Below are 19,429 nucleotides of genomic sequence, written 5' to 3'. Positions count from 1 at the left end.
CTGGCATAGCCAAAGTGGCTAACTTTCACCAGTTCTCGGGTTTTCGTTCAGCTTTGGGCCGGGTCGTCATCACCCACAGCACCTATGTGGACGGCTTGATCCCATGGCTGAAGGCCCTGTCCCACGAGACGGAGATCCAGACGATCACCCCTGCCGTGATCAGCCGGGTGCGTGGCCGCAGTCCTGAACTGCAGCTGCGGGTGTCCACCCCGATCACAGGGGGATACAAGCTGGTGGCCCGCAAGGGGACATCCGCCCAGGAGGTCTTTGTGGTGACGTCGATGAGTCGGCCAGACCTGGAACAGGCCGTCCTGCATCACCGCCCCTGAAGGGGTTGGCCTGACTCGAATCCGGCAGCACGACAGGCCTGAGGATGACCATCGGCAACGCTGGGATCTCGGGCACAGAGTTCAGCCCAATCGGATCGACGGAAACATTGGGAAAGGATGGCCCGGCAAGCAACTTCAGCGTCATCCGGTAAAAAGGTGACAGCTTCAGCCGCGGTGCTGCCGAAACAACCCACAAGCAGTGCGCTTGCCACCAGGCCGAAAACAGATGAGAAGAACGAAACCAGCACGGAAGGATGAACAGTGAAGCGATGCGGAAAAGTGATTCTCAACAACAGCGACAGCCAAACAACTCAATGGGAGAACGAAATGGGTTCCCTCAATCCATGCACAGTGGCATCAAGAAGTGGCATCAACCAGCGGCATCAATCCTTGGAGTCAGATGCAGGAATCTTGAATTCCATGAACAGCGCTTCCGAATCAGCATAATCTTTTTTTTCACGCAGATAAAAGACCTGAGCTTTCCACCAATCCCAGGTTTCCATTTGGATCAGTTCGTCCAGGCGTGGATCACGCATCTCAGCACTGCAACCAAACAAACGCTAAGGACAAGAAAAGCGCTGACAAGCTTTGTTCACACAGCCGTAAGCATCATCGACTACACAACTGCACAGGGGTAGCCTTGATGGCTGCAGCGATCGATCCATGCCCCTCGAAATTGCCGTTAAACAGGGGCAACAAACGATGGAGAGCATTGGCGGTTTCGACGACCTCGAAGACGCTTTGACCGAATTCAACGAATTGATCAACCGTCGAAACTGGCATCAGAGCGTAACCACCATCTCGCTGACCGATACCGATAAAGACAAATGCCTCGCCCAGTACGCGCTCCAGGAGTTCAACCACTCCGAAAACTAGCTCCACCAAAAATCTCCACTCCAACCCAGACGAACGTATCTAGAGTGCAATAAGAGCGAAAAATTTCAGCATGAATGGCAAACTACTGGTGATCAGCATCAGCTCATTCTTCCTTCTGTTTTTTGTGGTCGAGTCTTGGCTGATGAGGGGCCTGCCCCACTAACAAAGCTGAGACGTTTTAAAGCAGAACCTAGAGAGAAGACAAAAAAGTCATCCGGTAAACCAAGTCCAAAGAACAAACTTTCAGAATATTGACGCAGAAACTTGGAGATATTGGTTTTGTGATGGCTTGGCGAAGTCCAAGGCACCCACCACATTGATCAAGCGAAGGGGGTGAACCGCCATGCCGTGCGAGCCCCAGTGGTCGACCTGGAAGAACCAGAAGGGGCGACAAAGTGGGGTTTCGTTTCCGGCTGCATGGCCGGTCTACGTCACCGTCACGACAGTCTCCCCAAGTCGAAAGAGAGTCAGATCAGAGCACTAGAAAAAGGCCGTCACCAACACAGCAGTTCGCTCCCAACCCTAGTCCTGACTCTCGCTCTCGAGGGGCCAGATCCGGCGAATGGCGGCAAGTGCTGACTCAGCCTCATCGCGCCGCTTGAGGAGTGTGTCACCCTCAAGCAGCAGCGTCACGTGCCCCAACTTGCGGCCCGGTGTTTCCGGTGACTTGCCGTACCAGTGCAGGTGAAGCCCCGGCACGGCCTCCAGGGACTCAAGCCGCTGATCCAAAGGAGGATGACGCTCGGGGTCGACGCCGAGCAGGTTGACCATCAAGGCACCACGGCTTTTGAGCTCGGGATCAGGCACGGGAAGACCAGCCGCGATGCAGAGCTGCTGATCGAACTGACTACTGGTGCAGGCCTCGATCGAGAAATGCCCGGAATTGTGGGTGCGTGGAGCAATTTCATTCACCTGCAGGCCAGCGGGCCCATAGAAAAACTCCAGAGCCAGCACCCCCACATAGCCGAGCTTCGTCATCAGAGAAGCCGCCACGTTGTAAGCCAGCGCAGCCACCGAAGGATCCACGGGAGCAGGGGCCAGAACCCAGTCACAGACTTGTTGATGTTGGTGGGTTTGCACCAGCGGAAAATGGCGGATGCGGCCGCGCTGATCGCGGCTGACCACGAGAGCCAACTCCAGCTCGTAGTCCACCCAGGATTCCAACAGCCAGTCGTCGGCAGGGACCGCCCGCAACAACTGCGCCAGGCCATCGATGTCGCGCAACACCACCGTGCCCTTGCCGTCGTAACCACCACGGGAGGCCTTGGCCATCACCGGAAAGGTCCAGCCTTGAGGAAGCGCGGGCTGGGCCGGTGAAATCAAACTGAGCGGACACCAGGGCGGGCTCGGGATCGCCAGATCGTCGAGCAGCTGGCGCTGGGACAACTTGTCGACCAGGGGCGAAAGTGCCGCCAGCGAGGGCTGGAAACGAACCCCCTGCTGCTCCAGCGGCAGAAGGGCATCGATATTGACCCACTCGTTCTCGAAGGTGATGCCGTCACAACCCACCACCAGCTCCCGGGTTCCTGCCACATCCCGAGGATCCGCTGCCACGAGGCGCGAGGCCAAACCAGCCGCAGGATCAGCTGCATCGGACGTTTGAACAGCGATGGGAACATCGCGTTGCCCGGCGGCCTGCACAAGCATCCGTGCCAGCTGACCACCTCCAACAACGCCGATCATCGTGTCCGAGCTGATGTCCGCAGCTTGCCAGTTTGCAGGGTCGCTGACAGCGTCAGATCAGGGGGCGATCGCCGGCAAAGGCCAACCGGATCATGGTGAACAGCAACACCAACAGGAACAGCGCCAGGCCCAGGGTGCAGGCGTAGCTGATCTCCAATTCGGCAAAGGCCTGGTCGTACACGTAATAAACGATTGTTCGCGTGGCATCCGCAGGACCTCCCTGGGTCATCAGGAACACTTCCTCGAACACCTTCGTGGCCGCGATCGACGACACCACAGCGACCAGGGTCACGTAGGGACGCATCAAGGGCAGGGTGATGTCGAGATGCTTTCTCCAGCCCTCACTTCCATCAAGCTCCGCTGCCTCATAGAGCTCCTGGGGAATGCCCTGCAAACCCGCCAGAAAAATCACCATGTAGTAGCCAAGCCCCTTCCAGAGGGTCACCAACATCACGGCGGGCAGGGCCAACTGCGGCGTGGTGAGAAAACCAATCGGGCTGAAGGCATCACCGAGCAGGACACTCAACCATCCATTGATCAGTCCGTTCTCGGCATAGAGCCAGCGAAAGGCGATGGCTGCAACAACGATCGACACCAGCACCGGCGTGTAAAAAGCGCCCCGCAGAAAAGACCGACCGGGCAGCCCCTGGTTGACCAGCACCGCCAGCGCCAGCGCCCCCAGAACGATGGGAGGCACCACACCAACCAGATAAAGGAATGTGGTGACCAGCACCTGCCGCGCCATCGGATCCGACAGCAGGCGCTCCAGGTTGGCCAAACCAACAAAACGCAGGGGTTCACTGACATCCAGCCCCGTGGCGGTGAAACTCATCACCAGAGCCATCAGGGCCGGCACCAGCACCGACAAACTGATCAGCACCACCGCCGGCAACAGGAACGCCCAGGCCGAAAGGGAGTTGCGCACTGATCTTTCGCGCACAGGACCAGCGACACTGTTGCGAGAGTAGGTGGGTTCCAACGGTTTCATGACCACAATCACCCCGTTGCATCACATCCGCGTTGCGCTGGAGCGCAACCCTTACGACGTGGTGATTGGAGACGGCGGCCTGGCCAGGCTTGGTCAGCAGATACTGGACGCTGGAGTGCAGGCGGGTCGGCGTGTGCTGGTGGTCAGCAATCCGGATGTGGCCAGCCCATATGGCGACGCCTGCCTGAACAGCCTCAGAGCGGCAGGTTTCAGCGTGGAGTTGTTGGTGATTGACGCCGGCGAAACCCAGAAGACACCCGCCACGGTGGCGGAGATCCACGATGCGGCTTACAACGCCAAGCTCGAACGCAGCTCCTTGATGGTGGCCCTCGGCGGCGGCGTTGTGGGAGACATGACCGGCTTTGCGGCAGCCACCTGGCTGCGGGGCATCCAGGTGGTGCAGGTGCCCACAACCCTGCTGGCCATGGTGGACGCGTCGATCGGTGGCAAGACCGGGGTCAACCATCCCCGCGGCAAAAACCTGATCGGCGCCTTTCACCAGCCGCGGCTGGTGTTGATCGATCCCTCCACCCTGAACACCCTGCCCGAACGCGAGTTCCGGGCCGGCATGGCTGAGGTGATCAAGTACGGAATCCTTGGCGACACGGCACTGTTCGAGGAACTGGAGGCCTGCCCCGACCCGAGCACGCCCGCAGGGCTTAGAGCCGAGCGCCTCAGCTCGATCCTGCAGCGATCAGCCGCGGCCAAGGCCCGGGTGGTGGCCGCCGATGAAAAGGAGGGTGGCTTGCGAGCGATCCTCAACTACGGCCATACCTTCGGCCATGTGGTGGAGACCCTCTGCGGCTATGGCACCTGGCTGCATGGCGAGGCGGTTGCCATTGGCATGGTGGCCGTGGGTGAACTTGGCGTGCTGCGGGGCAGCTGGAGTCGCGAGGATGCTGAGCGCCAACGCCGACTGATCGACAGCGCTGGACTGCCCACCGCCTGGCCCGATCTCGCCGCCGATGCGGTTCTGGACAGCTTGCAGGGGGACAAAAAGGTGCGCGACGGTCGCCTGCGCTTCGTGATGCCCACCAGCATCGGAACCGTTGAGATTCGCGATGACGTCAGTCGGGACGAGATCCTCAGCTGCCTTGAGCGCCTGAAAGGCTGAAGCCGTCTTCCGGCAACCCGCGCCGGTAGGTGAGCCAGCGGAACGCACCGAGCCCCGCGGGGTCCACCAGGCGAAGCAGGGCTTCACGCCGTTGCAGGACTTCCGCCAACTGTTGGCCCGTTAGCTGCTGCAGTCCATGCAGACGCTCTGCAAGCCCCAAGGCCAGCAGGGCCTCGCCCTGCTTCGCCTGATCACCCACCATCCAACCGTTGCGCTGAGCCGCGTCATCCACGACTTCGATACAGAGGTGGGCCGTGAGGTCCTGCTCGCCGGGCTGATCCAAGGGCGACAGGCCCGCCTGCTGAGCACAGACAGCCATCAAGGTGCCGTCGGAGCGCCGGGCTGTGAAATAACGCTGGGCCTCCAGGGCGTAATCAATCACCAGCAGCACGCCCGCATCCACGGCGGCCGCAGCAGCAGCAAACCAGTCGGGCAATGCACTGTTCCACTCCGTGGTCCACCCCTCTTCGGCATCGGGGGGCGGCAACTGAATGCCGCCTTGGCTGCACACACGCCTGATCTCCTGGTGCAAACCATCGGGGAGAGGACGATGCGTCGTTTGCAGCTCACCGTTTGGGTTGAGCTCCACCCACTGCTGCTGAAGGGATCCCTCCCGCCAGATCAAGCGCTCCACCGGGAGGGCATCCAGCAACTCATGGGCGATCACCACCCCATGAACCGGAGCGCTGCCCAACTCCTCCAGGGAACTCCAGCGCAGCGGAAGATCATCCGCCTCCTGCAGCAGAGCCTGTTGCCGCCGCCGCATGCCGGGATTGGCCTCCACCAACACCAATTCGATCCGAGCCAACAGCTCTGGATCAGCACCACGCAACGCAGCAACGAGATCCCGGGCCAGATGGCCCTCACCAGGGCCGATTTCCACGATCGACAGGCGTTGATCAGGATCACTTCGGGACATCGACGTCAGCCAGGCCAGGATCTGAGGGACCAGAAGGGCTGCGAAATCACTGCCCAGCGAGGGGGAGGTGACGAAATCACCCTGGGCTCCGATGCGTGCACGGCCTGAGCCGTAGTAGCCGTGCTCCGGCTCGTTCAGAGCCAGATCCATGAACCGGGAAAACGGAACGGCACCCCCCGCCTGATGCAGATGCGTTGCCAACCAGTCGGGACAGGACGCAGCCATCGGTTCCATTGGAGAGAATGCCGGTCGCTGCAGCAGTTCCATGGGAACACATCACATCCGACATCTGTGGAGCCTCGTCGTGGTGGCTCTGCTCAGCCTGGGTGTTCTGGTGACCCCGGCTGAGGCCTACGACAACCCGGAGCTGCTGCCGGATCACCCCACCCCGGTGATCGACCTCGCCAAGGTGTTCAGTGACACCCAGCGGGCCCAGCTGGAGGCATCTCTGGCAGATGTGGAGGAACGCACCGGCTGGAAGATGCGGGTGTTGACCCAGTACGAACGCACACCGGGTCTGGCCATTCGCGAGTTCTGGGGGCTGGATGAAAGCAGCCTGCTGCTGGTGGCCGACCCCCGCGGCGGGAACCTGCTGAACTTCAACGTTGGCGATGCCTACTTCGCGATGATGCCGCGCACCTACTGGGTGGAGCTGCAGACCCGCTACGGCAACCAGTACTACGTGAAGGATCACGGCGAAGACGGCGCCGTGCTGGATGCCCTCAATGCGGTGGAAATCTGTCTGGACCGTGGTGGCTGTCAGGTGGTTCCTGGCCTTCCTCAGGAACAGTGGCTTTGGACGCTGACCACCTCAATCTTTGGCGGTTTGATTGCTGGCTTTGCGGCTTATCCCCGCAAGGAGGGCGAAACCATCGCCTGGGCCTGGTTGCTGCTGCTCTCACCGCTGTGGGTGATGCTGTTCGGCGTCTTCGGCGTTGCCCCTGTGATCACACGAACATCTGAAGTGATGCCCCTGCTGCGCAATGGGGTCGGTTTCCTGGCGGGAGGCATCGCCGCGTATCTGATCGCCCAGGCCACCGTTGGCAGGAAACTTCAAAACGACGCCGACGGCTGAGGAACGTCGAGAAACGTGAATGCCGTCAGAGCCGGGTGGCGCATTCAATGCGCGACCCGGTGCAAAGGGCCGGAGGGGGAGTGACGAGCGCCTGGCGCTTGACGTCACGCAGACGCCGCAACTCCGCGAGGTTCACGTCATAGAAAGAACGCAGTCGTGCATATTTCTTGACGGGTTGGCCGTAGTAGCTGCGACCGGCGAGGGTGGGAAACGACGCCCATTCCGGAGCCAGCATGGCGGCGAGCAGCGGGCTGAGAACGCCGGTGTCGGTCAGACCCAGGGCTTTGCGCCGCTGAATCAGAAACAACGCGCCCTGGTCCTGAGCCTCAGGGCCGAAACCGCGCACGCCGATGCTGCGCTGAACCAGATTCCAGGTGAAGGGCATGAACTGGTAAGCCCCCGCAGCTGCACTGGCGTAGCGGGAGCTGTAGATCACCCGGTTGGGATGCCGGTCGAGGGAAGGCATCAAGCCACCACCGAACATCACCCGATAGCCCACATCCAGACCACCTTTCCAGGTCCCTTCCGCAAAACGGATCGTGTTGAGCATCGCCCGACGTTCGGGCGTAATCACGTAGGGAATGGCCCGGCTGGGCTGGAAGTCAGAGGCATGGATCAGCTGCGCCCGAGAGGCGGGGGGGAGCAGGCTCGCCTGGGCAGGAAGAAGGGAACTGAGGGCAGGCAGAACTCCGACGATCACGGCCGCATGAAGCGTCTGACGACCGATGAATGCAGAGATAGCCATAAAGAGCGTTCAAGGAGCATGCCCTCGAAAGAGGACGATGAGCAGATCAGAAGCGGATGAAATGCTCGAGCGGAAAAAATTTCCACACGAAGTGACTCTCTCGAATTGAAGACTCGAATCAATAGGTATATATGCCAGTCAAATAATCGGCCAGACCACTAACAGGCAGGAAAATCAGCTCAAAAAGTGTTTAAAAATACCGAAAATTAAAAACGACTTGCAACCCAACCAACCAGTGCCAGAGCGGCTTCTTCAGCCCCTGATGCAGAAAGAGGGGCTTCGCTTGGCGCCAGCAACGGCTGGTCCAGCTGCCATGCGCCCGTGTCCAGCTCCTGACGGCTGAGGCAACGGTGCTGGCCGTGGCGACGCAAACCATCCATCAGCGCCGAAGCTTCGGCAAATCCGCTGCGCTCCACGACGTGCATCCCAACCCCTTGGGCCATCGCCTCGCAGAAGCTGCTGAAACCCGGCTTGCCCAGAAAACGGGAGCAACGGCCGAGCACATCGACGGGGCGCAGCCCATCCGGCAGAAACGTGAGGTTGGGGAGCGCCGCCAACTCAGGCGCTTGCGAGGCATCTGCTGACGCCGGAAGCAGGAAATGGTGGTTGGGCCAGAGCTGAAACAGATCCCGCAAAAGGGACAAGCCCAGGCCTCCAAACCCCACCAACACCAGGGGAGCATCCTGGGCATCAAGGCAAGCCTCAAGATCCGCCGGAATGGGCCGCGGACTGGCGCAAACCAAACCGAGCCTCTGTTCAGGCAACCCCCAGTGCATGGCGAGGTCAAACGGGCAGCGCAGCAACAGATCACCGCAGCGGTAGGCCTCAGCAGCAGCATCGGCCCAGCGTTGGAAGGCAGAGCCCAAGGGGCGATAGATGTCATCCCACCCGAAATTGCTCATCCACACCAGAGGTGCATCGAGGCGCTGGGCCAGGGCGGCTGCGGCCGGGGGAATGTCCCCGATGATCAACACCGGCTGCCCCTGCGACGCAATCCAGAGAGCCTCAGCCTCGATCAGGGCCGGCAGCCGTTGCTCCAGCTCATCCAGGGCCCTGAGGGTGGTGGCGCAATCCACACCGAGCGCGTCGGCCTGCACCATGCCCACATCCCATTGACAAGACCGCTGCTCAATCGCTGCATCCCCCAACAGCAGGTTAAGTACGGGGGAGGGCAGACCCGAGCTCATCACCAAGGTCCATTCAGGACGCAGGCGGCGCAGTTGCTGGAGCACCGCAGCATCGCGAGCCGCATGGCCGAAGCCATGGCTGCTGCTGCAGAAATAGATCAGCACGGCAATGGAGCATCGATCGGCAACTGCTCCTGATGGATCAACTCAGCTTCTGGGGTGTACCAGCGATGGGCGAGCTGCGTGAGGCGGGCCCCCTGGAATTCAGCCCAGGAGAGATGCAGCAGCGTTCGACCTTGCCCATCCACACCTGAACGGGGAACACAGGCGGCATTGATCAGCGCCGTTCCATCGCGATGACGCAACAGGGTCTGGCGGAAACCAGAGCCGCGCTTGAGGGCATGGTGCATGTGCCCAAAGATCACCAAATCGGCAGGTCGGTCTTTGGCCATGCGGTCCAGGGCAAGGGCCAGATCCTGATCCCCCCAGTCCACTGCCGGCGTCTTCCAGTCGCGTCCACAGGGACTGGCAGCCTCAGATCCCAAGCCTGAGGGACCGCAGTGGGCCATGACGATCAGGGGCTGATCAGCGGGTACATCAGCTGCGGCCTGCACAATCCGCTCGGCTGAAGCCTCAAGCGACACCGGGCCGTAAACCGCCTCCACCGCTTTCGATAGGTGAAAACCTCCACCAGCACTGCAGGGACGCGCACCCACAACCGTCAACGGAAGCTCCGGCCATTGAATTGAGCGCCAAGCGCAATGGAGATCGCCGAGCACAGCGCGTTGTTGCTCGAGGATGCCGCCACTGCGATCACGCCCGCGGTCGTGGTTCCCCAGGATCACGGCCACGGGGAAGGGAAGCTGCGTGATCCGGCGCGTCAGACGCAGATCCCCATCAGCAAGATCACCAACGAAAAGAACAGCGTCGGGCTTGAGCCGCTGCAGCAGCTGCTCATCCGCGTCGCCCCAGGCGCCGTGCAGATCACCGGCAATGGCAAGTCGCAGGTGCTTCAGAGCGAATGCCTAGGCTGTGGCCATCCTGCCCCGAACCGGTCCTGATGAGCGCTGACACCGCCCTTGTTGCGGCGATCAACCGGCTTCGCCAGGACCGCAATGCCGTGATCCTGGCGCACTACTACCAGGAGCCGGAGATTCAGGACATCGCCGATTTCGTTGGTGACTCCCTGGAGCTGTCGCGCAAGGCCGCCAGCACCGATGCAGACGTGATCGTGTTCTGCGGCGTGCACTTCATGGCGGAGACCGCCAAGATTCTCAGCCCTGAAAAGACGGTGGTGCTGCCGGATCTCGAGGCCGGATGCTCCCTGGCGGACGACTGCCCCGCGGATGAGTTCGCCCGCTTTCGTTCAGAACACCCCGACCACTTCGTGGTGAGCTACATCAACTGCACAGCCGCAGTGAAGGCGCAAAGCGATCTGATCTGCACCAGCAGCAATGCCGTTGATCTGGTGAATCAGCTGCCTGCCGATCAGCCCGTGCTGTTCGCCCCCGATCAGAACCTGGGGCGCTGGGTTCAGCAACAGAGCGGTCGCGAGCTGACCCTCTGGCCGGGACGCTGCATCGTTCATGAGACCTTCAGCGAAGAAGCCGTGCTGGCCCTCAAGCACGAGCACCCCGGGGCTGAAGTGATCGCTCACCCAGAGTGCCAGCAGAATCTGCTGGACCTGGCAGATTTCATTGGATCCACCAGCAAGCTGTTGAATTACGCCGAACAAAGCTCCTGCAACAGCTTCATCGTTCTAACGGAACCGGGGATCCTGCATCAGATGCAGCAAAGGGTTCCTGAAAAAACCCTGCTCGACGTGCCAGGGATCGATGGATGCAGCTGCAATGCCTGCCCCTACATGCGGCTCAACACCCTGGAAAAACTGAAGGCATGCCTGGAGACCCTCACGCCTGCGATCGAGATGGATGAATCGATGCGTCTGAAGGCCATGAAACCCATGCAGCGCATGCTCGAGATGAGCCGGTGAGGCCTGATCGAGCCACCATCAGAAGCCTTCAGAGTTGTGCCGTGGGCATCACGTTGGTGCTCGCGGCCTGTTCAACCATGAGCGACTTGGAGAGAAAAGTGTTCCTCTGTGAGGAATGGGAACGAGGCACGAAAAATGTGGATCAGCTCAGGGCCACCTATTCCATCCTTACGGGCAAGCGATTGATCATCCGATCTGGAGGTCCAAGGACTGGCGTGAGCTTCATCGAAGGCGATCCCAAGCAACTTGCCCGGGAGGTCGATGCTGCTTGCGAGGTTCGATCCATCGGATCGGAATAGATTTTCAACACCCAGAACACCGTGTCGGTGAGCATGTTGAGCAAATGAAGGGCATCGACGTCTTGGCCGTTTTGGCTGTCATCACATTGGGTTCAAGCGTGAAAGCGGCAGCACAAGCCTGGAATCAACCGATTCCTGAACCCGCAACAGAGTCCACAGCACAAACGATCAAGTTGGCCGAGCAACTCAACACGATGGGCGCCAGGTTTTTTGGAGCCCATTGGTGCCCCGCCTGCAAAGAACAGATGAAGCTCTTCGGCAAACAGGCCGGAGCCAACCTGAACTACGTGGAATGCGGTCTGCCCGACAAGTACCCCGACCAGCTCAGGCAGTGCAGGGATGAAAACATTCGGTCCATCCCCACCTGGACACGGCCCGGGTCAAAGCGGCTCCAGGGTATTCAATCGATCAACACCCTGGAGCGCTGGAGTGGCCTGAGGCCTCAGCCACTGAATTGATTACTTCTTACGGCAATAGCCAGCGCCAACATTCATCCAGCCGGAGGGGCAGGCTTCACCGTTGGTGGGCTTCTTCTCGTAATAGATCGGAGACACACAGGTAGTGCCCAGGGTGTTGACCTAACCAAGGGGGCATTGGTTGTGGCCTTGGGCCTTGGGAATCTTTTTCTGAGCCAAAGCAGAACTGGGCACAGCCAAGGCTGAAACAAACAGAGCGGCAGCGAGCAGCTTCATGGCAAGCGGGTCGAACGCGCTCAAGGTATGGGCCTTTCAGACTGTCTGCTGCGATCGGTGGCGGAGCTTGATCGAACGCACACCGGAGGGGTTGTATTGCCGTGCCGCGAAGGCCTGGGTCGACCCATGGCGTCCGGTTCCCCGGGCCCTGATCACCCACGCCCATGCCGACCACGCCCGCCCCGGATGTGGGGAGTACTGGGCCGTGGCCTCCAGTGAAGGGGTGCTGCGCCAGAGGCTAGGAAAGGACATCACCTTTCACCCAGTGGCCTACGGCGAAGAACACTGGCTGGGGCAATGCAAGGTGTCGTTTCACAGCGCCGGACACGTGCTCGGTTCGGCGCAGATCCGTCTGGAATCAGAGGGTGAGGTGTGGGTGGTCAGTGGGGATTACAAAAGGGATGACGACCCCAGCTGTGACCCCTTCGAACCAGTGCGCTGCGATGTGTTGATTACCGAAGCCACCTTCGGAATGCCGATCTATCGCTGGCAAAGCGGTGAGCAGGTGGCCAAGGAGATCCATGCCTGGTGGAGCCGTGATCGCAGCAGGCCATCCCTGCTGTTCTGCTACGCCTTCGGCAAAGCCCAACGCTTGCTGGCTGAACTGAAGGCCATCGGCGTGGAGGAGGAAGTGCTGCTGCACGGCGCCGTTGAAACCGTGACCCGCCACTACCGCGAGGCAGGGGTTCCGATGACCCCCAGTCGTCCCGTCAGTGAACTGCCCCGCAAGGATCCGCTCGAAGGGCGGTTGATCCTGGCGCCACCGTCTGCCCATCGCTCCAGCTGGATGCGCCGCTTCAAGTCACCCCAAACAGCCTTTGCCTCCGGCTGGATGGCCGTGCGCGGAGCCCGTCGACGGCGGGGCTACGAGCGGGGATTCGTGCTCAGTGATCACGCCGACTGGCCTGGACTGATCCAGACCGTTCGCGACAGCGGCGCCCGCAAGGTGTACGTCACCCATGGACAGAGCGACGTTCTGGCCCGTTACCTGCGGGAGGTGGAGGGTGTGGATGCGGAGCCGCTGGACACCCTGTTCGAAGGGGAGTCGGACTAGAACTTGGCGATCCCGTCCGGCAACTCGGGGAGGTTGAGGTTTGCTTCGCGACCTTCGATCGCGGCTGTGAGCGATTCGATCATCATGGCGTTGCCGCTGTCTTTCACGGCCTCGAGCGCCTTCTGAAGACGACTACGACGGTCGGATGGATCATCCGATGTGCCGGAGCCAGCCACGGGGGTGACGACGGCCGTGGCTGAGGCGGTAGCGCGCACGCTGCTGAGTTGTTGCGCGAGGTTGTCCCAGAGGAGTGCCATCCGGCTGATTCAGGAATCTGTGGCTCAGATCAACACAGGTCTCCGCCGGATTTCCAGCACTGCTCACAAAATGTCTTGTCAGGATGGCGGGGCTTTCCATCCATCCCGTTCAAGCGCGCATGCGTGCCTTTCAGAACCTGTTCAATCAGTTGGATCAGGTCACGGGCACCAAGGCCAAGGTGCAAGCGCTGGTGGATCACTTTCAGGGGGTCGAACCAGGGGAGGCGGCCTGGGCGTTGACGCTGCTGCTGGGCAAGCGCCGCAGGCGCCTGATCACCGGTCGCCGACTCCGCGACATCCTGCGGGACCGCGGTGGTCTTCCGGATTGGCTGATCGACGACTGCTACGGCCAGGTGGGCGACTCAGCTGAAACCATCAGCCTGCTCTGGCCCGCCGTGCAAGAGCGCGTCGAAGCAAGCGATCCGGATCTGCCCAGCGGTGATGGAGACATGCCCCTGAGCTGGTGGATGGACACCCTGCTGCCGGCCATCAGCACCAGAAGCGACGACCATCAGGCCAATGCCGTGATCTGGCTCTGGCACCGAACCCCGCTCGAACAGCACTTCATCATCAACAAGTTGCTCACGGGGGGATTCCGTGTCGGCGTGTCGACAGGGCTGATCAGCCGGGCCATCGCCGAAGCATTTGATCTCGAGGAAAGCCTTGTGGTGCAACGGCTGATGGGCGGCTTTGAGCCCTCCGCCGAGCGCTTCAGGCAACTCACCGCCTGCGCGACGGCGGATGAACACCGTTCCAGCGGCACCCCCTACCCCTTCTATCTCGCCAGTCCCCTGGAACCCGACCGACTGCTGGAGACATCGGCGAGGGATTGGCAACTGGAGTGGAAATGGGATGGAATTCGCGGTCAGCTGATTCATCGCGGCTCCGGCGTCTACCTCTGGAGCCGTGGAGAAGAGCTGGTCAACGAGAGCTTCCCTGAGCTTGTGGAGGTGGCCAAGGCCTTGCCATCCGGCAGCGTTCTGGACGGCGAGCTGATCTGCTGGCAACAGGACGCCGCCGAACCGCTTGGCTTTGATCAGCTGCAACGACGGCTGGGCCGCAAAAGCGTTGGAGCAACGTTGAAACGGGATTGCCCGATGCGGTTCATCGCCTACGACTTGCTGGAACATCAGGGCGTCGACATCCGCCAGCAGGGATTACGACAGCGCCAGCAGCAGCTGGCGGCACTGCTCGGCAGCATCGAGCATCCCGAGGCATGGCGGCTGAAGCAGAGCCCGTCCTGGTCGATCGACACCTGGGAGGAACTGGACACTCAGCGCAACCAGGCCCGTCAGCACAACGCCGAAGGGCTGATGCTCAAACAGGCGGAATCGCCTTACCTGAGCGGCCGCAAACGGGGCAACTGGTGGAAACACAAGCTGGAGCCGATGACCCTCGATGCGGTGCTCCTCTATGCCCAGGCCGGCAGTGGGCGTCGCGCCAACCTGTTCACCGATTACACCTTCGGCCTCTGGACCAACGCTGAAGAGCCGCAGTTGGTGACCTTCGCCAAGGCCTATTCCGGCCTCAACGATGCCGAAATCCTCGAGCTGGACCGCTGGATCCGACGCAACACCCTGCAGCGCTTCGGGCCGGCACGGTCCCTGAAAACCGAGCTGGTGTTTGAAATCGGCTTTGAGGGCATCCACCCCTCAAAACGCCATAAATCCGGCATCGCCGTGCGTTTTCCGCGCATCCTGCGCTGGCGACGCGACAAACCTGCCGATGAAGCGGATTCACTCCAGACCGCGATGGCATTGATCGAGAACCGCTGATGGCAGCTTCAGAAAAGAAGGCAAAAGCGAAGGCCAAGGCCAAGGCCAAACCATCAACCGACGACCCTCGCTTGGAGCCGATTCATGACTGGTTCGCGCAAAGGAACTGGACGCCGCTGCCGTTCCAGCAGCAGACCTGGAGCGCCTATCTGGCGGGGCGGAATGGCTTGATCCAAGTGCCCACAGGGTCTGGCAAAACCTTCGCCGCCGTGATGGGACCGATCGCGCGGATGTTGACGGAGGAGCAGCCGTTGAAGGGAATGCGACTGCTCTACATCACGCCCTTGCGGGCCCTCAGCCGCGACTTGTCGCTGGCGATCCGCGAACCGATCGAGGCGATGGGCTGGCGGATTCGGGTAGCCATCCGCAATGGCGACAGCAGCAGCAGCGAACGCACCAAACAGCTCAAGGCACCACCACAGATTCTGGTGACGACTCCGGAGTCCCTCGCCCTGCTGCTGAGCAACGCCAAGGCCGAAGAGCTGTTTGGCCAACTCGAAACGGTGATACTCGATGAATGGCACGAGTTGATGGGCAGCAAACGGGGCAGCCAGACGGAGCTGTGCCTGAGCTGGTTGCGCCAGCTGCGCCCCCAGCTCCAGACCTGGGCCATCAGTGCCACCATCGGCAACCTCGAGCAGGCAGCGCGCCATGCCCTGGGAACGGCAAGTGAGCCACAGCTGATCGGGGGTGCTCCTGCCCGCAGCACGGAGATTCAGAGCATCCTTCCGGACACGATCGATGGCTTCCCCTGGGCCGGACACCTCGGGTTGCGGATGTACGAGGAGCTGGTGGCCCGTCTCAATCCCGGCATCAGCACCTTGCTGTTCACCAACACCCGCAATCAATCGGAGCGTTGGCACCAGTGTCTGCGCTTCGCCTGCCCGGAAATGGAAGAGGGATTGGCCCTGCACCACAGCGCCATTGATCGCAGCGAGCGGGAAGCGATCGAAGCCTCCGTGAAGGCCGGCGGCATTCGTTGGGTGGTCTGCACCAGCTCCCTGGACCTCGGGGTGGACTTCCAACCAGTGGAACAGGTGGTGCAGATCGGAAGCCCGAAGAATCTGGCGCGACTGCTGCAGCGGGCGGGGCGGTCAGCGCACTTGCCCGGCGGAACATCCCAGGTGCTGTTCATGCCCACCAATGCGCTCGAGCTGCTCGAACTCAGTGCTGTGCGTCGGGGACTGGCGGAGGGGCTGGTGGAACAACGCAAGCCGCCGAAAGCCCCTCTGGATGTGCTGCTGCAGCACCTCACGGGGTTGGCCTGCGGCCCTGGCTTCCATCCGGAGCAGACCTTGCAAGCCGTGCGCAGCTGTGCGGCCTACGCCGAGCTGAGCCAGGAGGATTGGGACTGGTGCATGCTGTTTCTGGAGCAGGGCGGAGAGTGCCTCGGTGCCTACCCCCGCTACCGCAAGCTCGAGTGGGAGGAGACAAGCCAGCGCTACCGGGTTCGCGAGAAGGCCATCGCCCGGCTGCACCGTCTCAACGTTGGAACGATCACGGCCGCACCGGCGATCACCGTGCGCTTTATTCGTGGTGCCGTGCTCGGACATGTAGAGGAGAGCTTCATCAGCCAGCTGAAGCCGAAGGATGTGTTCTTCTTCTCCGGCCGCCAGCTGGAATTCGTGCGGCTGCGCGACATGACCGCCTACGTGAAGGTGAGCACCAAGAAAACGCGCACGGTGCCTGCCTGGGCTGGGGGGCAGATGGCCCTATCCGATCTGCTGACTCATCACCTGCGTCTTGAGGTGGACCGCGCCAGCCGTGGTGATCTCGACAACGCTGAACTTCAGGCTCTGAAGCCCCTGTTTGATCGGCAACAGGACATCTCGGTGTTGCCGACGGTGGGACAGCTGCTGATTGAGACCTGTCGCACCCGGGAAGGCACACATCTGTATGCCTTCCCCTTTGAAGGGCGGTTCGTGCATGAGGGCATCGGCTTCCTCTGGGCGTCGCGGCTCACCCGTCTGGAGCGGGGCACGATCACGGTGTCGGTGAACGACTACGGCTTTGAGCTGTTGGCGCCGAAGAGCTACCCCATGGCGGAGTTGCTGGAAGACCACATCGATCTGCTGCTCGATCGCCAAAAGCTGGAGCGGGATCTGAAGAACGCACTGAATCTTTCCGAGCTGCAACGGCGACGCTTCCGCGCCATCGCCCAGATCGCAGGCCTGATGAACCGGGGATTCCCGGGATCGAGCAAAAGCACCGGTCAGCTTCAGATCAGTGCCTCGCTGCTGTTCGATGTGTTTAGCCGCCATGAGCCGAACAACCGCTTGCTCTTGCAGGCGCAGCATGAGGTGCTCGATGACCAGTTGGAGATCTCACGCCTAGAGGCTGCCTTGGAGCGCGCTGCAAGCCAGGAATGGCTTCACGTTGAAACACCGCGGCCGAGCCCCTTGGCCTTTCCACTGTTGGTGGAACGACTGAACAACAGGATGAGCAATGAATCCGTTTTGGAGCGGGTTCAGCGGATGAAGGACGAGGCGATCAGGCGCGAGGGGTAGCGATCACTCCAAGTCCCGCAAAAAGCAGATGTCGCTGAGGCCTTACAAAAACCGGGCGCTGAGTGTTCCGGCCGCAACACGGATCAGTTCTGTTGACGAGATTGCTTGGCTGCGAGCCCGGCTTCAACTGCTGTTCCAGCCGCGAGAGCAGCGAGCCCAAACAAGCCAATCCATTGGTTTTGGATTTCTTCGGCAGCCTCAGCCCCCTGTCCCAGCACTCCACCCAATACGAACCAGGTCGTCGCCAAAGCAGATGTGATCCAGTACGCCTTCCAGCGGCGCTGGTAGAGGTAGCCGGCACCCAAGCCCGGAACCACGTTCAACGTGACGGCAACCCAGCCTGCCGATGCGGCAAGGATCTCTCTTTTGGTGGGCGCCATAACAACAGGTGTTTCTGTGCATTGTTGTCGACTTCGAAAGCCATCGCGCGTGGCGGGCACCTACCCATAGGGCCCAAATCGCGTCGCACAGGCGGCACCACACTCGGCACCCAAAGCAATGGCCTCCGCCAGGGGCCATCGCGCCGCAAGACCCGTGACCACGCCTGCCGCAAAGCTGTCGCCGCAGCCATAACTCTCGACCAAGGGCCCCGAAAGGGGTGATGGGTCATAGCGGCCGCCTGGATAACTAACACCGCCTGCGGCACCTTCCGTGCGAATGATTGTGTGGGGAGCTGGGTTCAACTGCCCCGACTCCACCCGTTCACCCGGATCAAGGCCACTGCCAATCAAGGCATCGAGGGGCACACCGGCCTGCTGAAGCACGGGCAAACGAACGCGCGGGGTCGCCGCCAAAACTGCAGCAGAACGGCAGGCTTTCAACAAATGAGCATCAGCGGCCGTAACGAACAGGCCGTCGCATTCGCCAAGGGCGTTCCAGGGAAGGTCGTCATCCAGTGATGGGGTCAGCCGCTCGCCGATCACAGTGATCGCCCGATCCCCCTCACCATCAACCATGCTCACGCCACGACGGGTTGGCACCTCCCTCCAGGCGACATGAACCTCAAGGCCCAGATCCTCGAGTCGCTTGACGCAGGCTTCACCGACCGAATCGCGACCTAAAGCCGTAAAGAACTGGACGGGTTGCTGCTGCAACCGCGCCATCTGCACCGCAACGACGGCTCCACCACCAGCAGGTTCCTGCCGAGTTCGCAAGGCGTGACCAATGGCCCCGGGGCGGGGCAACTGATCCACCGCCAGAAATTCCACCCATTCGACATGACCCACAACGGCCAAGCGCAGGGGCGGCAGGGCTGAGCCGGAAGACAAGGGCCGTTGAAGCTGCTGGGCCCCATCTTCTCTGCAGGAACGGCTCAACAACAGAATGGGCGCGGATGGAGAACGAGGCACTCAGATCCGATATTTATCGTTTGCATGAGTTTTTCTCTTTCTGTATTTGATGAGTTGAACCCCTGTATTCACAGCATCTTGTGCACTCCTGGGATTCACATCTTCCGGTCGATTCATTATTTAGACCGATTGCAGTTCTTCTAATGCCCGAATGATATGGAGCTCAATCAAGCCACAAAAAAGCCCCGCCAGAGCAGCGGGGCCATTCAAACCACATTCTTGGAAGAATCCTTCAATTAAGGCGGTGAACCATTGTAGACAACATCAACAATCGAAGCTCCGTCTCGAGAGACAAGAATTTCAGTTTCAACAGTGGGTTGACCACCAGCCTCTTGCCAGCCTGGAGAGCCACCATCAAACACGAACAGGTAGCCATCGCTTGCATTCTTCAAGCAATTGCCACCTCCCTTACCGGTGGCGTACATGCATTTCGAAGCTCTGTAGTTGTTGAGTCCACCGTTGATGGACTCAGCTTGCATCCTGGCGGTGTTCAGCGCACGGACGTTTTCTTTCGAAAGCTTTTGGGCAAAAGCGGGGGACACCAGCAGTGCACTCACCAGGAATCCCGTCGACAGACTGACGACTCTTTTCAAGATGAATCAATTGGAGGGGCTTCCACTGCCTAGCAACGTGTCACCCGATGAACA

Annotated in this window: 22 protein-coding genes, 1 other RNA gene and 1 pseudogene; 10 read left to right on the top strand and 14 right to left on the bottom strand. The window is 60.9% G+C overall.

All coding sequences use genetic code 11. The features are described 5' to 3' along the window. Positions 1 to 53 precede the first annotated feature (53 nt). A complete protein-coding gene (locus NCN05_RS01350; protein WP_006851066.1) occupies positions 54 to 329 on the top strand; it encodes a DUF2103 domain-containing protein in 276 nt (91 codons plus the stop codon). Here NCN05_RS01350 and NCN05_RS01345 read toward each other — a convergent pair. Both NCN05_RS01345 and NCN05_RS01340 read right to left on the bottom strand, forming a co-directional pair. Next, positions 317 to 541: a hypothetical protein gene (locus NCN05_RS01345; protein ID WP_250396681.1), complete on the bottom strand. Its 225-nt coding sequence runs from the start codon at positions 539 to 541 to the stop codon at positions 317 to 319. The genes NCN05_RS01350 and NCN05_RS01345 overlap by 13 nt on opposite strands. A gap of 171 nt (positions 542 to 712) precedes the next feature. Then, positions 713 to 865, bottom strand: coding sequence for a hypothetical protein (locus tag NCN05_RS01340; RefSeq protein ID WP_250396680.1), 153 nt, complete (start codon positions 863 to 865; stop codon positions 713 to 715). Positions 866 to 992: 127 nt separating this feature from the next. On the opposite strand from NCN05_RS01340, the gene NCN05_RS01335 reads away from it, so the two are divergent. After that, entirely contained in the window at positions 993 to 1,205 is a 213-nt protein-coding gene (locus tag NCN05_RS01335) for a hypothetical protein (RefSeq protein WP_250396679.1), read from the top strand. 331 nt (positions 1,206 to 1,536) lie between these two features. Here the strand turns inward: NCN05_RS01335 and ssrS are convergent. From ssrS to NCN05_RS01320, 3 genes are all read right to left on the bottom strand, one after another. Further along, positions 1,537 to 1,720, bottom strand: a non-coding RNA gene (gene ssrS / locus NCN05_RS01330) — 6S RNA. Between the two features lie 7 nt (positions 1,721 to 1,727). Further along, positions 1,728 to 2,888, bottom strand: a complete 1,161-nt coding sequence (locus NCN05_RS01325) for a 5-(carboxyamino)imidazole ribonucleotide synthase (RefSeq protein WP_250396678.1) — start codon at positions 2,886 to 2,888, stop codon at positions 1,728 to 1,730. A 52-nt stretch (positions 2,889 to 2,940) separates the two neighbouring features. Next, positions 2,941 to 3,813, bottom strand: coding sequence for a carbohydrate ABC transporter permease (locus NCN05_RS01320; RefSeq protein WP_250396677.1), 873 nt, complete (start codon positions 3,811 to 3,813; stop codon positions 2,941 to 2,943). A 61-nt stretch (positions 3,814 to 3,874) separates the two neighbouring features. Here NCN05_RS01320 and aroB point away from each other — a divergent pair, with 61 nt between their 5' ends. Further along, positions 3,875 to 4,990 (top strand): 3-dehydroquinate synthase, encoded by a 1,116-nt coding sequence (aroB, locus tag NCN05_RS01315; protein ID WP_250396676.1) that lies wholly within the window; start codon positions 3,875 to 3,877, stop codon positions 4,988 to 4,990. Here the strand turns inward: aroB and NCN05_RS01310 are convergent. Further along, a complete protein-coding gene (locus NCN05_RS01310) occupies positions 4,962 to 6,134 on the bottom strand; it encodes a class I SAM-dependent methyltransferase (RefSeq protein WP_250396675.1) in 1,173 nt (390 codons plus the stop codon). The two genes, aroB and NCN05_RS01310, sit on opposite strands and share 29 nt — an antisense overlap. A gap of 40 nt (positions 6,135 to 6,174) precedes the next feature. Between NCN05_RS01310 and NCN05_RS01305 the strand changes: the two genes are divergently transcribed. Next, complete coding sequence (locus NCN05_RS01305; protein ID WP_250396674.1) at positions 6,175 to 6,984, top strand: TPM domain-containing protein; 810 nt, start codon at positions 6,175 to 6,177, stop codon at positions 6,982 to 6,984. Between the two features lie 25 nt (positions 6,985 to 7,009). On the opposite strand, the gene NCN05_RS01300 is transcribed toward NCN05_RS01305, so the two are convergent. The 3 genes from NCN05_RS01300 to NCN05_RS01290 all read right to left on the bottom strand — a co-directional run bounded on the left by NCN05_RS01300 (position 7,010) and on the right by NCN05_RS01290 (position 9,863). Continuing rightward, positions 7,010 to 7,729 (bottom strand): glycoside hydrolase family 24 protein, encoded by a 720-nt coding sequence (locus NCN05_RS01300; RefSeq protein WP_250396673.1) that lies wholly within the window; start codon positions 7,727 to 7,729, stop codon positions 7,010 to 7,012. A gap of 206 nt (positions 7,730 to 7,935) precedes the next feature. Further along, positions 7,936 to 9,021, bottom strand: a complete 1,086-nt coding sequence (locus NCN05_RS01295; RefSeq protein ID WP_250396672.1) for a hypothetical protein — start codon at positions 9,019 to 9,021, stop codon at positions 7,936 to 7,938. After that, positions 9,015 to 9,863 (bottom strand): TIGR04168 family protein, encoded by an 849-nt coding sequence (locus NCN05_RS01290; protein WP_250396903.1) that lies wholly within the window; start codon positions 9,861 to 9,863, stop codon positions 9,015 to 9,017. The genes NCN05_RS01295 and NCN05_RS01290 overlap by 7 nt, the downstream gene beginning before the upstream one ends. A 53-nt stretch (positions 9,864 to 9,916) precedes the next feature. Here NCN05_RS01290 and nadA point away from each other — a divergent pair, with 53 nt between their 5' ends. The 3 genes from nadA (at position 9,917) to NCN05_RS01275 (ending at position 11,606) form a co-directional block, all read left to right on the top strand. Then, the gene (gene nadA, locus NCN05_RS01285; RefSeq protein ID WP_250396671.1) at positions 9,917 to 10,849 is read left to right on the top strand and encodes a quinolinate synthase NadA; all 933 of its coding nucleotides are present in this window, start codon (positions 9,917 to 9,919) and stop codon (positions 10,847 to 10,849) included. A gap of 41 nt (positions 10,850 to 10,890) precedes the next feature. After that, the gene (locus NCN05_RS01280) at positions 10,891 to 11,148 is read left to right on the top strand and encodes a hypothetical protein (RefSeq protein WP_250396670.1); all 258 of its coding nucleotides are present in this window, start codon (positions 10,891 to 10,893) and stop codon (positions 11,146 to 11,148) included. A 245-nt stretch (positions 11,149 to 11,393) separates the two neighbouring features. Next, positions 11,394 to 11,606, top strand: coding sequence for a hypothetical protein (locus NCN05_RS01275; protein ID WP_250396669.1), 213 nt, complete (start codon positions 11,394 to 11,396; stop codon positions 11,604 to 11,606). Here the strand turns inward: NCN05_RS01275 and NCN05_RS01270 are convergent. After that, positions 11,607 to 11,840: pseudogene (locus tag NCN05_RS01270) on the bottom strand (hypothetical protein). Between the two features lie 67 nt (positions 11,841 to 11,907). Between NCN05_RS01270 and NCN05_RS01265 the strand changes: the two are divergent. Next, positions 11,908 to 12,894 carry a ligase-associated DNA damage response exonuclease gene (locus NCN05_RS01265; RefSeq protein WP_250396668.1) on the top strand — a complete coding sequence of 329 codons (987 nt, stop codon included), beginning with the start codon at positions 11,908 to 11,910 and terminating at the stop codon, positions 12,892 to 12,894. Here NCN05_RS01265 and NCN05_RS01260 read toward each other — a convergent pair. Further along, positions 12,891 to 13,151 carry a hypothetical protein gene (locus NCN05_RS01260; protein ID WP_250396667.1) on the bottom strand — a complete coding sequence of 87 codons (261 nt, stop codon included), beginning with the start codon at positions 13,149 to 13,151 and terminating at the stop codon, positions 12,891 to 12,893. The two genes, NCN05_RS01265 and NCN05_RS01260, sit on opposite strands and share 4 nt — an antisense overlap. A 119-nt stretch (positions 13,152 to 13,270) precedes the next feature. Between NCN05_RS01260 and NCN05_RS01255 the strand changes: the two genes are divergently transcribed. Continuing rightward, a complete protein-coding gene (locus NCN05_RS01255; RefSeq protein WP_250396902.1) occupies positions 13,271 to 14,926 on the top strand; it encodes an ATP-dependent DNA ligase in 1,656 nt (551 codons plus the stop codon). Further along, positions 14,926 to 17,433, top strand: coding sequence for a ligase-associated DNA damage response DEXH box helicase (locus NCN05_RS01250; protein ID WP_250396666.1), 2,508 nt, complete (start codon positions 14,926 to 14,928; stop codon positions 17,431 to 17,433). The genes NCN05_RS01255 and NCN05_RS01250 overlap by 1 nt, the downstream gene beginning before the upstream one ends. A gap of 83 nt (positions 17,434 to 17,516) precedes the next feature. On the opposite strand, the gene NCN05_RS01245 is transcribed toward NCN05_RS01250, so the two are convergent. From NCN05_RS01245 to NCN05_RS01235, 3 genes are all read right to left on the bottom strand, one after another. Continuing rightward, a complete protein-coding gene (locus NCN05_RS01245; RefSeq protein ID WP_250396901.1) occupies positions 17,517 to 17,813 on the bottom strand; it encodes a DUF8646 family protein in 297 nt (98 codons plus the stop codon). Between the two features lie 60 nt (positions 17,814 to 17,873). Beyond that, positions 17,874 to 18,701 carry a PfkB family carbohydrate kinase gene (locus NCN05_RS01240; RefSeq protein WP_250396665.1) on the bottom strand — a complete coding sequence of 276 codons (828 nt, stop codon included), beginning with the start codon at positions 18,699 to 18,701 and terminating at the stop codon, positions 17,874 to 17,876. 317 nt (positions 18,702 to 19,018) lie between these two features. Further along, positions 19,019 to 19,339 (bottom strand): hypothetical protein, encoded by a 321-nt coding sequence (locus NCN05_RS01235; RefSeq protein WP_250396664.1) that lies wholly within the window; start codon positions 19,337 to 19,339, stop codon positions 19,019 to 19,021. Between the last annotated feature and the right edge of the window lie 90 nt (positions 19,340 to 19,429).

The organism is Synechococcus sp. MU1651 (assembly GCF_023630635.1).
GTDB lineage: Bacteria > Cyanobacteriota > Cyanobacteriia > PCC-6307 > Cyanobiaceae > Parasynechococcus.
The sequence above is the reverse complement of the archived record's forward strand: the minus strand, read 5'-3'. Positions and strand labels throughout refer to the sequence as shown.

Coding starts and splice junctions, on each gene's coding strand:
- NCN05_RS01245 (WP_250396901.1), bottom strand. CDS start 17,813: ATGGCGCCCACCAAAAGAGAGATCCTTGCCGCATCGGCAGGCTGGGTT.
- NCN05_RS01255 (WP_250396902.1), top strand. CDS start 13,271: ATGCGTGCCTTTCAGAACCTGTTCAATCAGTTGGATCAGGTCACGGGC.
- NCN05_RS01300 (WP_250396673.1), bottom strand. CDS start 7,729: ATGGCTATCTCTGCATTCATCGGTCGTCAGACGCTTCATGCGGCCGTG.
- NCN05_RS01275 (WP_250396669.1), top strand. CDS start 11,394: ATGAAGCTCTTCGGCAAACAGGCCGGAGCCAACCTGAACTACGTGGAA.
- NCN05_RS01305 (WP_250396674.1), top strand. CDS start 6,175: ATGGGAACACATCACATCCGACATCTGTGGAGCCTCGTCGTGGTGGCT.
- NCN05_RS01335 (WP_250396679.1), top strand. CDS start 993: ATGCCCCTCGAAATTGCCGTTAAACAGGGGCAACAAACGATGGAGAGC.
- aroB (WP_250396676.1), top strand. CDS start 3,875: ATGACCACAATCACCCCGTTGCATCACATCCGCGTTGCGCTGGAGCGC.
- NCN05_RS01340 (WP_250396680.1), bottom strand. CDS start 865: ATGCGTGATCCACGCCTGGACGAACTGATCCAAATGGAAACCTGGGAT.
- nadA (WP_250396671.1), top strand. CDS start 9,917: ATGAGCGCTGACACCGCCCTTGTTGCGGCGATCAACCGGCTTCGCCAG.
- NCN05_RS01250 (WP_250396666.1), top strand. CDS start 14,926: ATGGCAGCTTCAGAAAAGAAGGCAAAAGCGAAGGCCAAGGCCAAGGCC.
- NCN05_RS01260 (WP_250396667.1), bottom strand. CDS start 13,151: ATGGCACTCCTCTGGGACAACCTCGCGCAACAACTCAGCAGCGTGCGC.
- NCN05_RS01310 (WP_250396675.1), bottom strand. CDS start 6,134: ATGGCTGCGTCCTGTCCCGACTGGTTGGCAACGCATCTGCATCAGGCG.
- NCN05_RS01325 (WP_250396678.1), bottom strand. CDS start 2,888: ATGATCGGCGTTGTTGGAGGTGGTCAGCTGGCACGGATGCTTGTGCAG.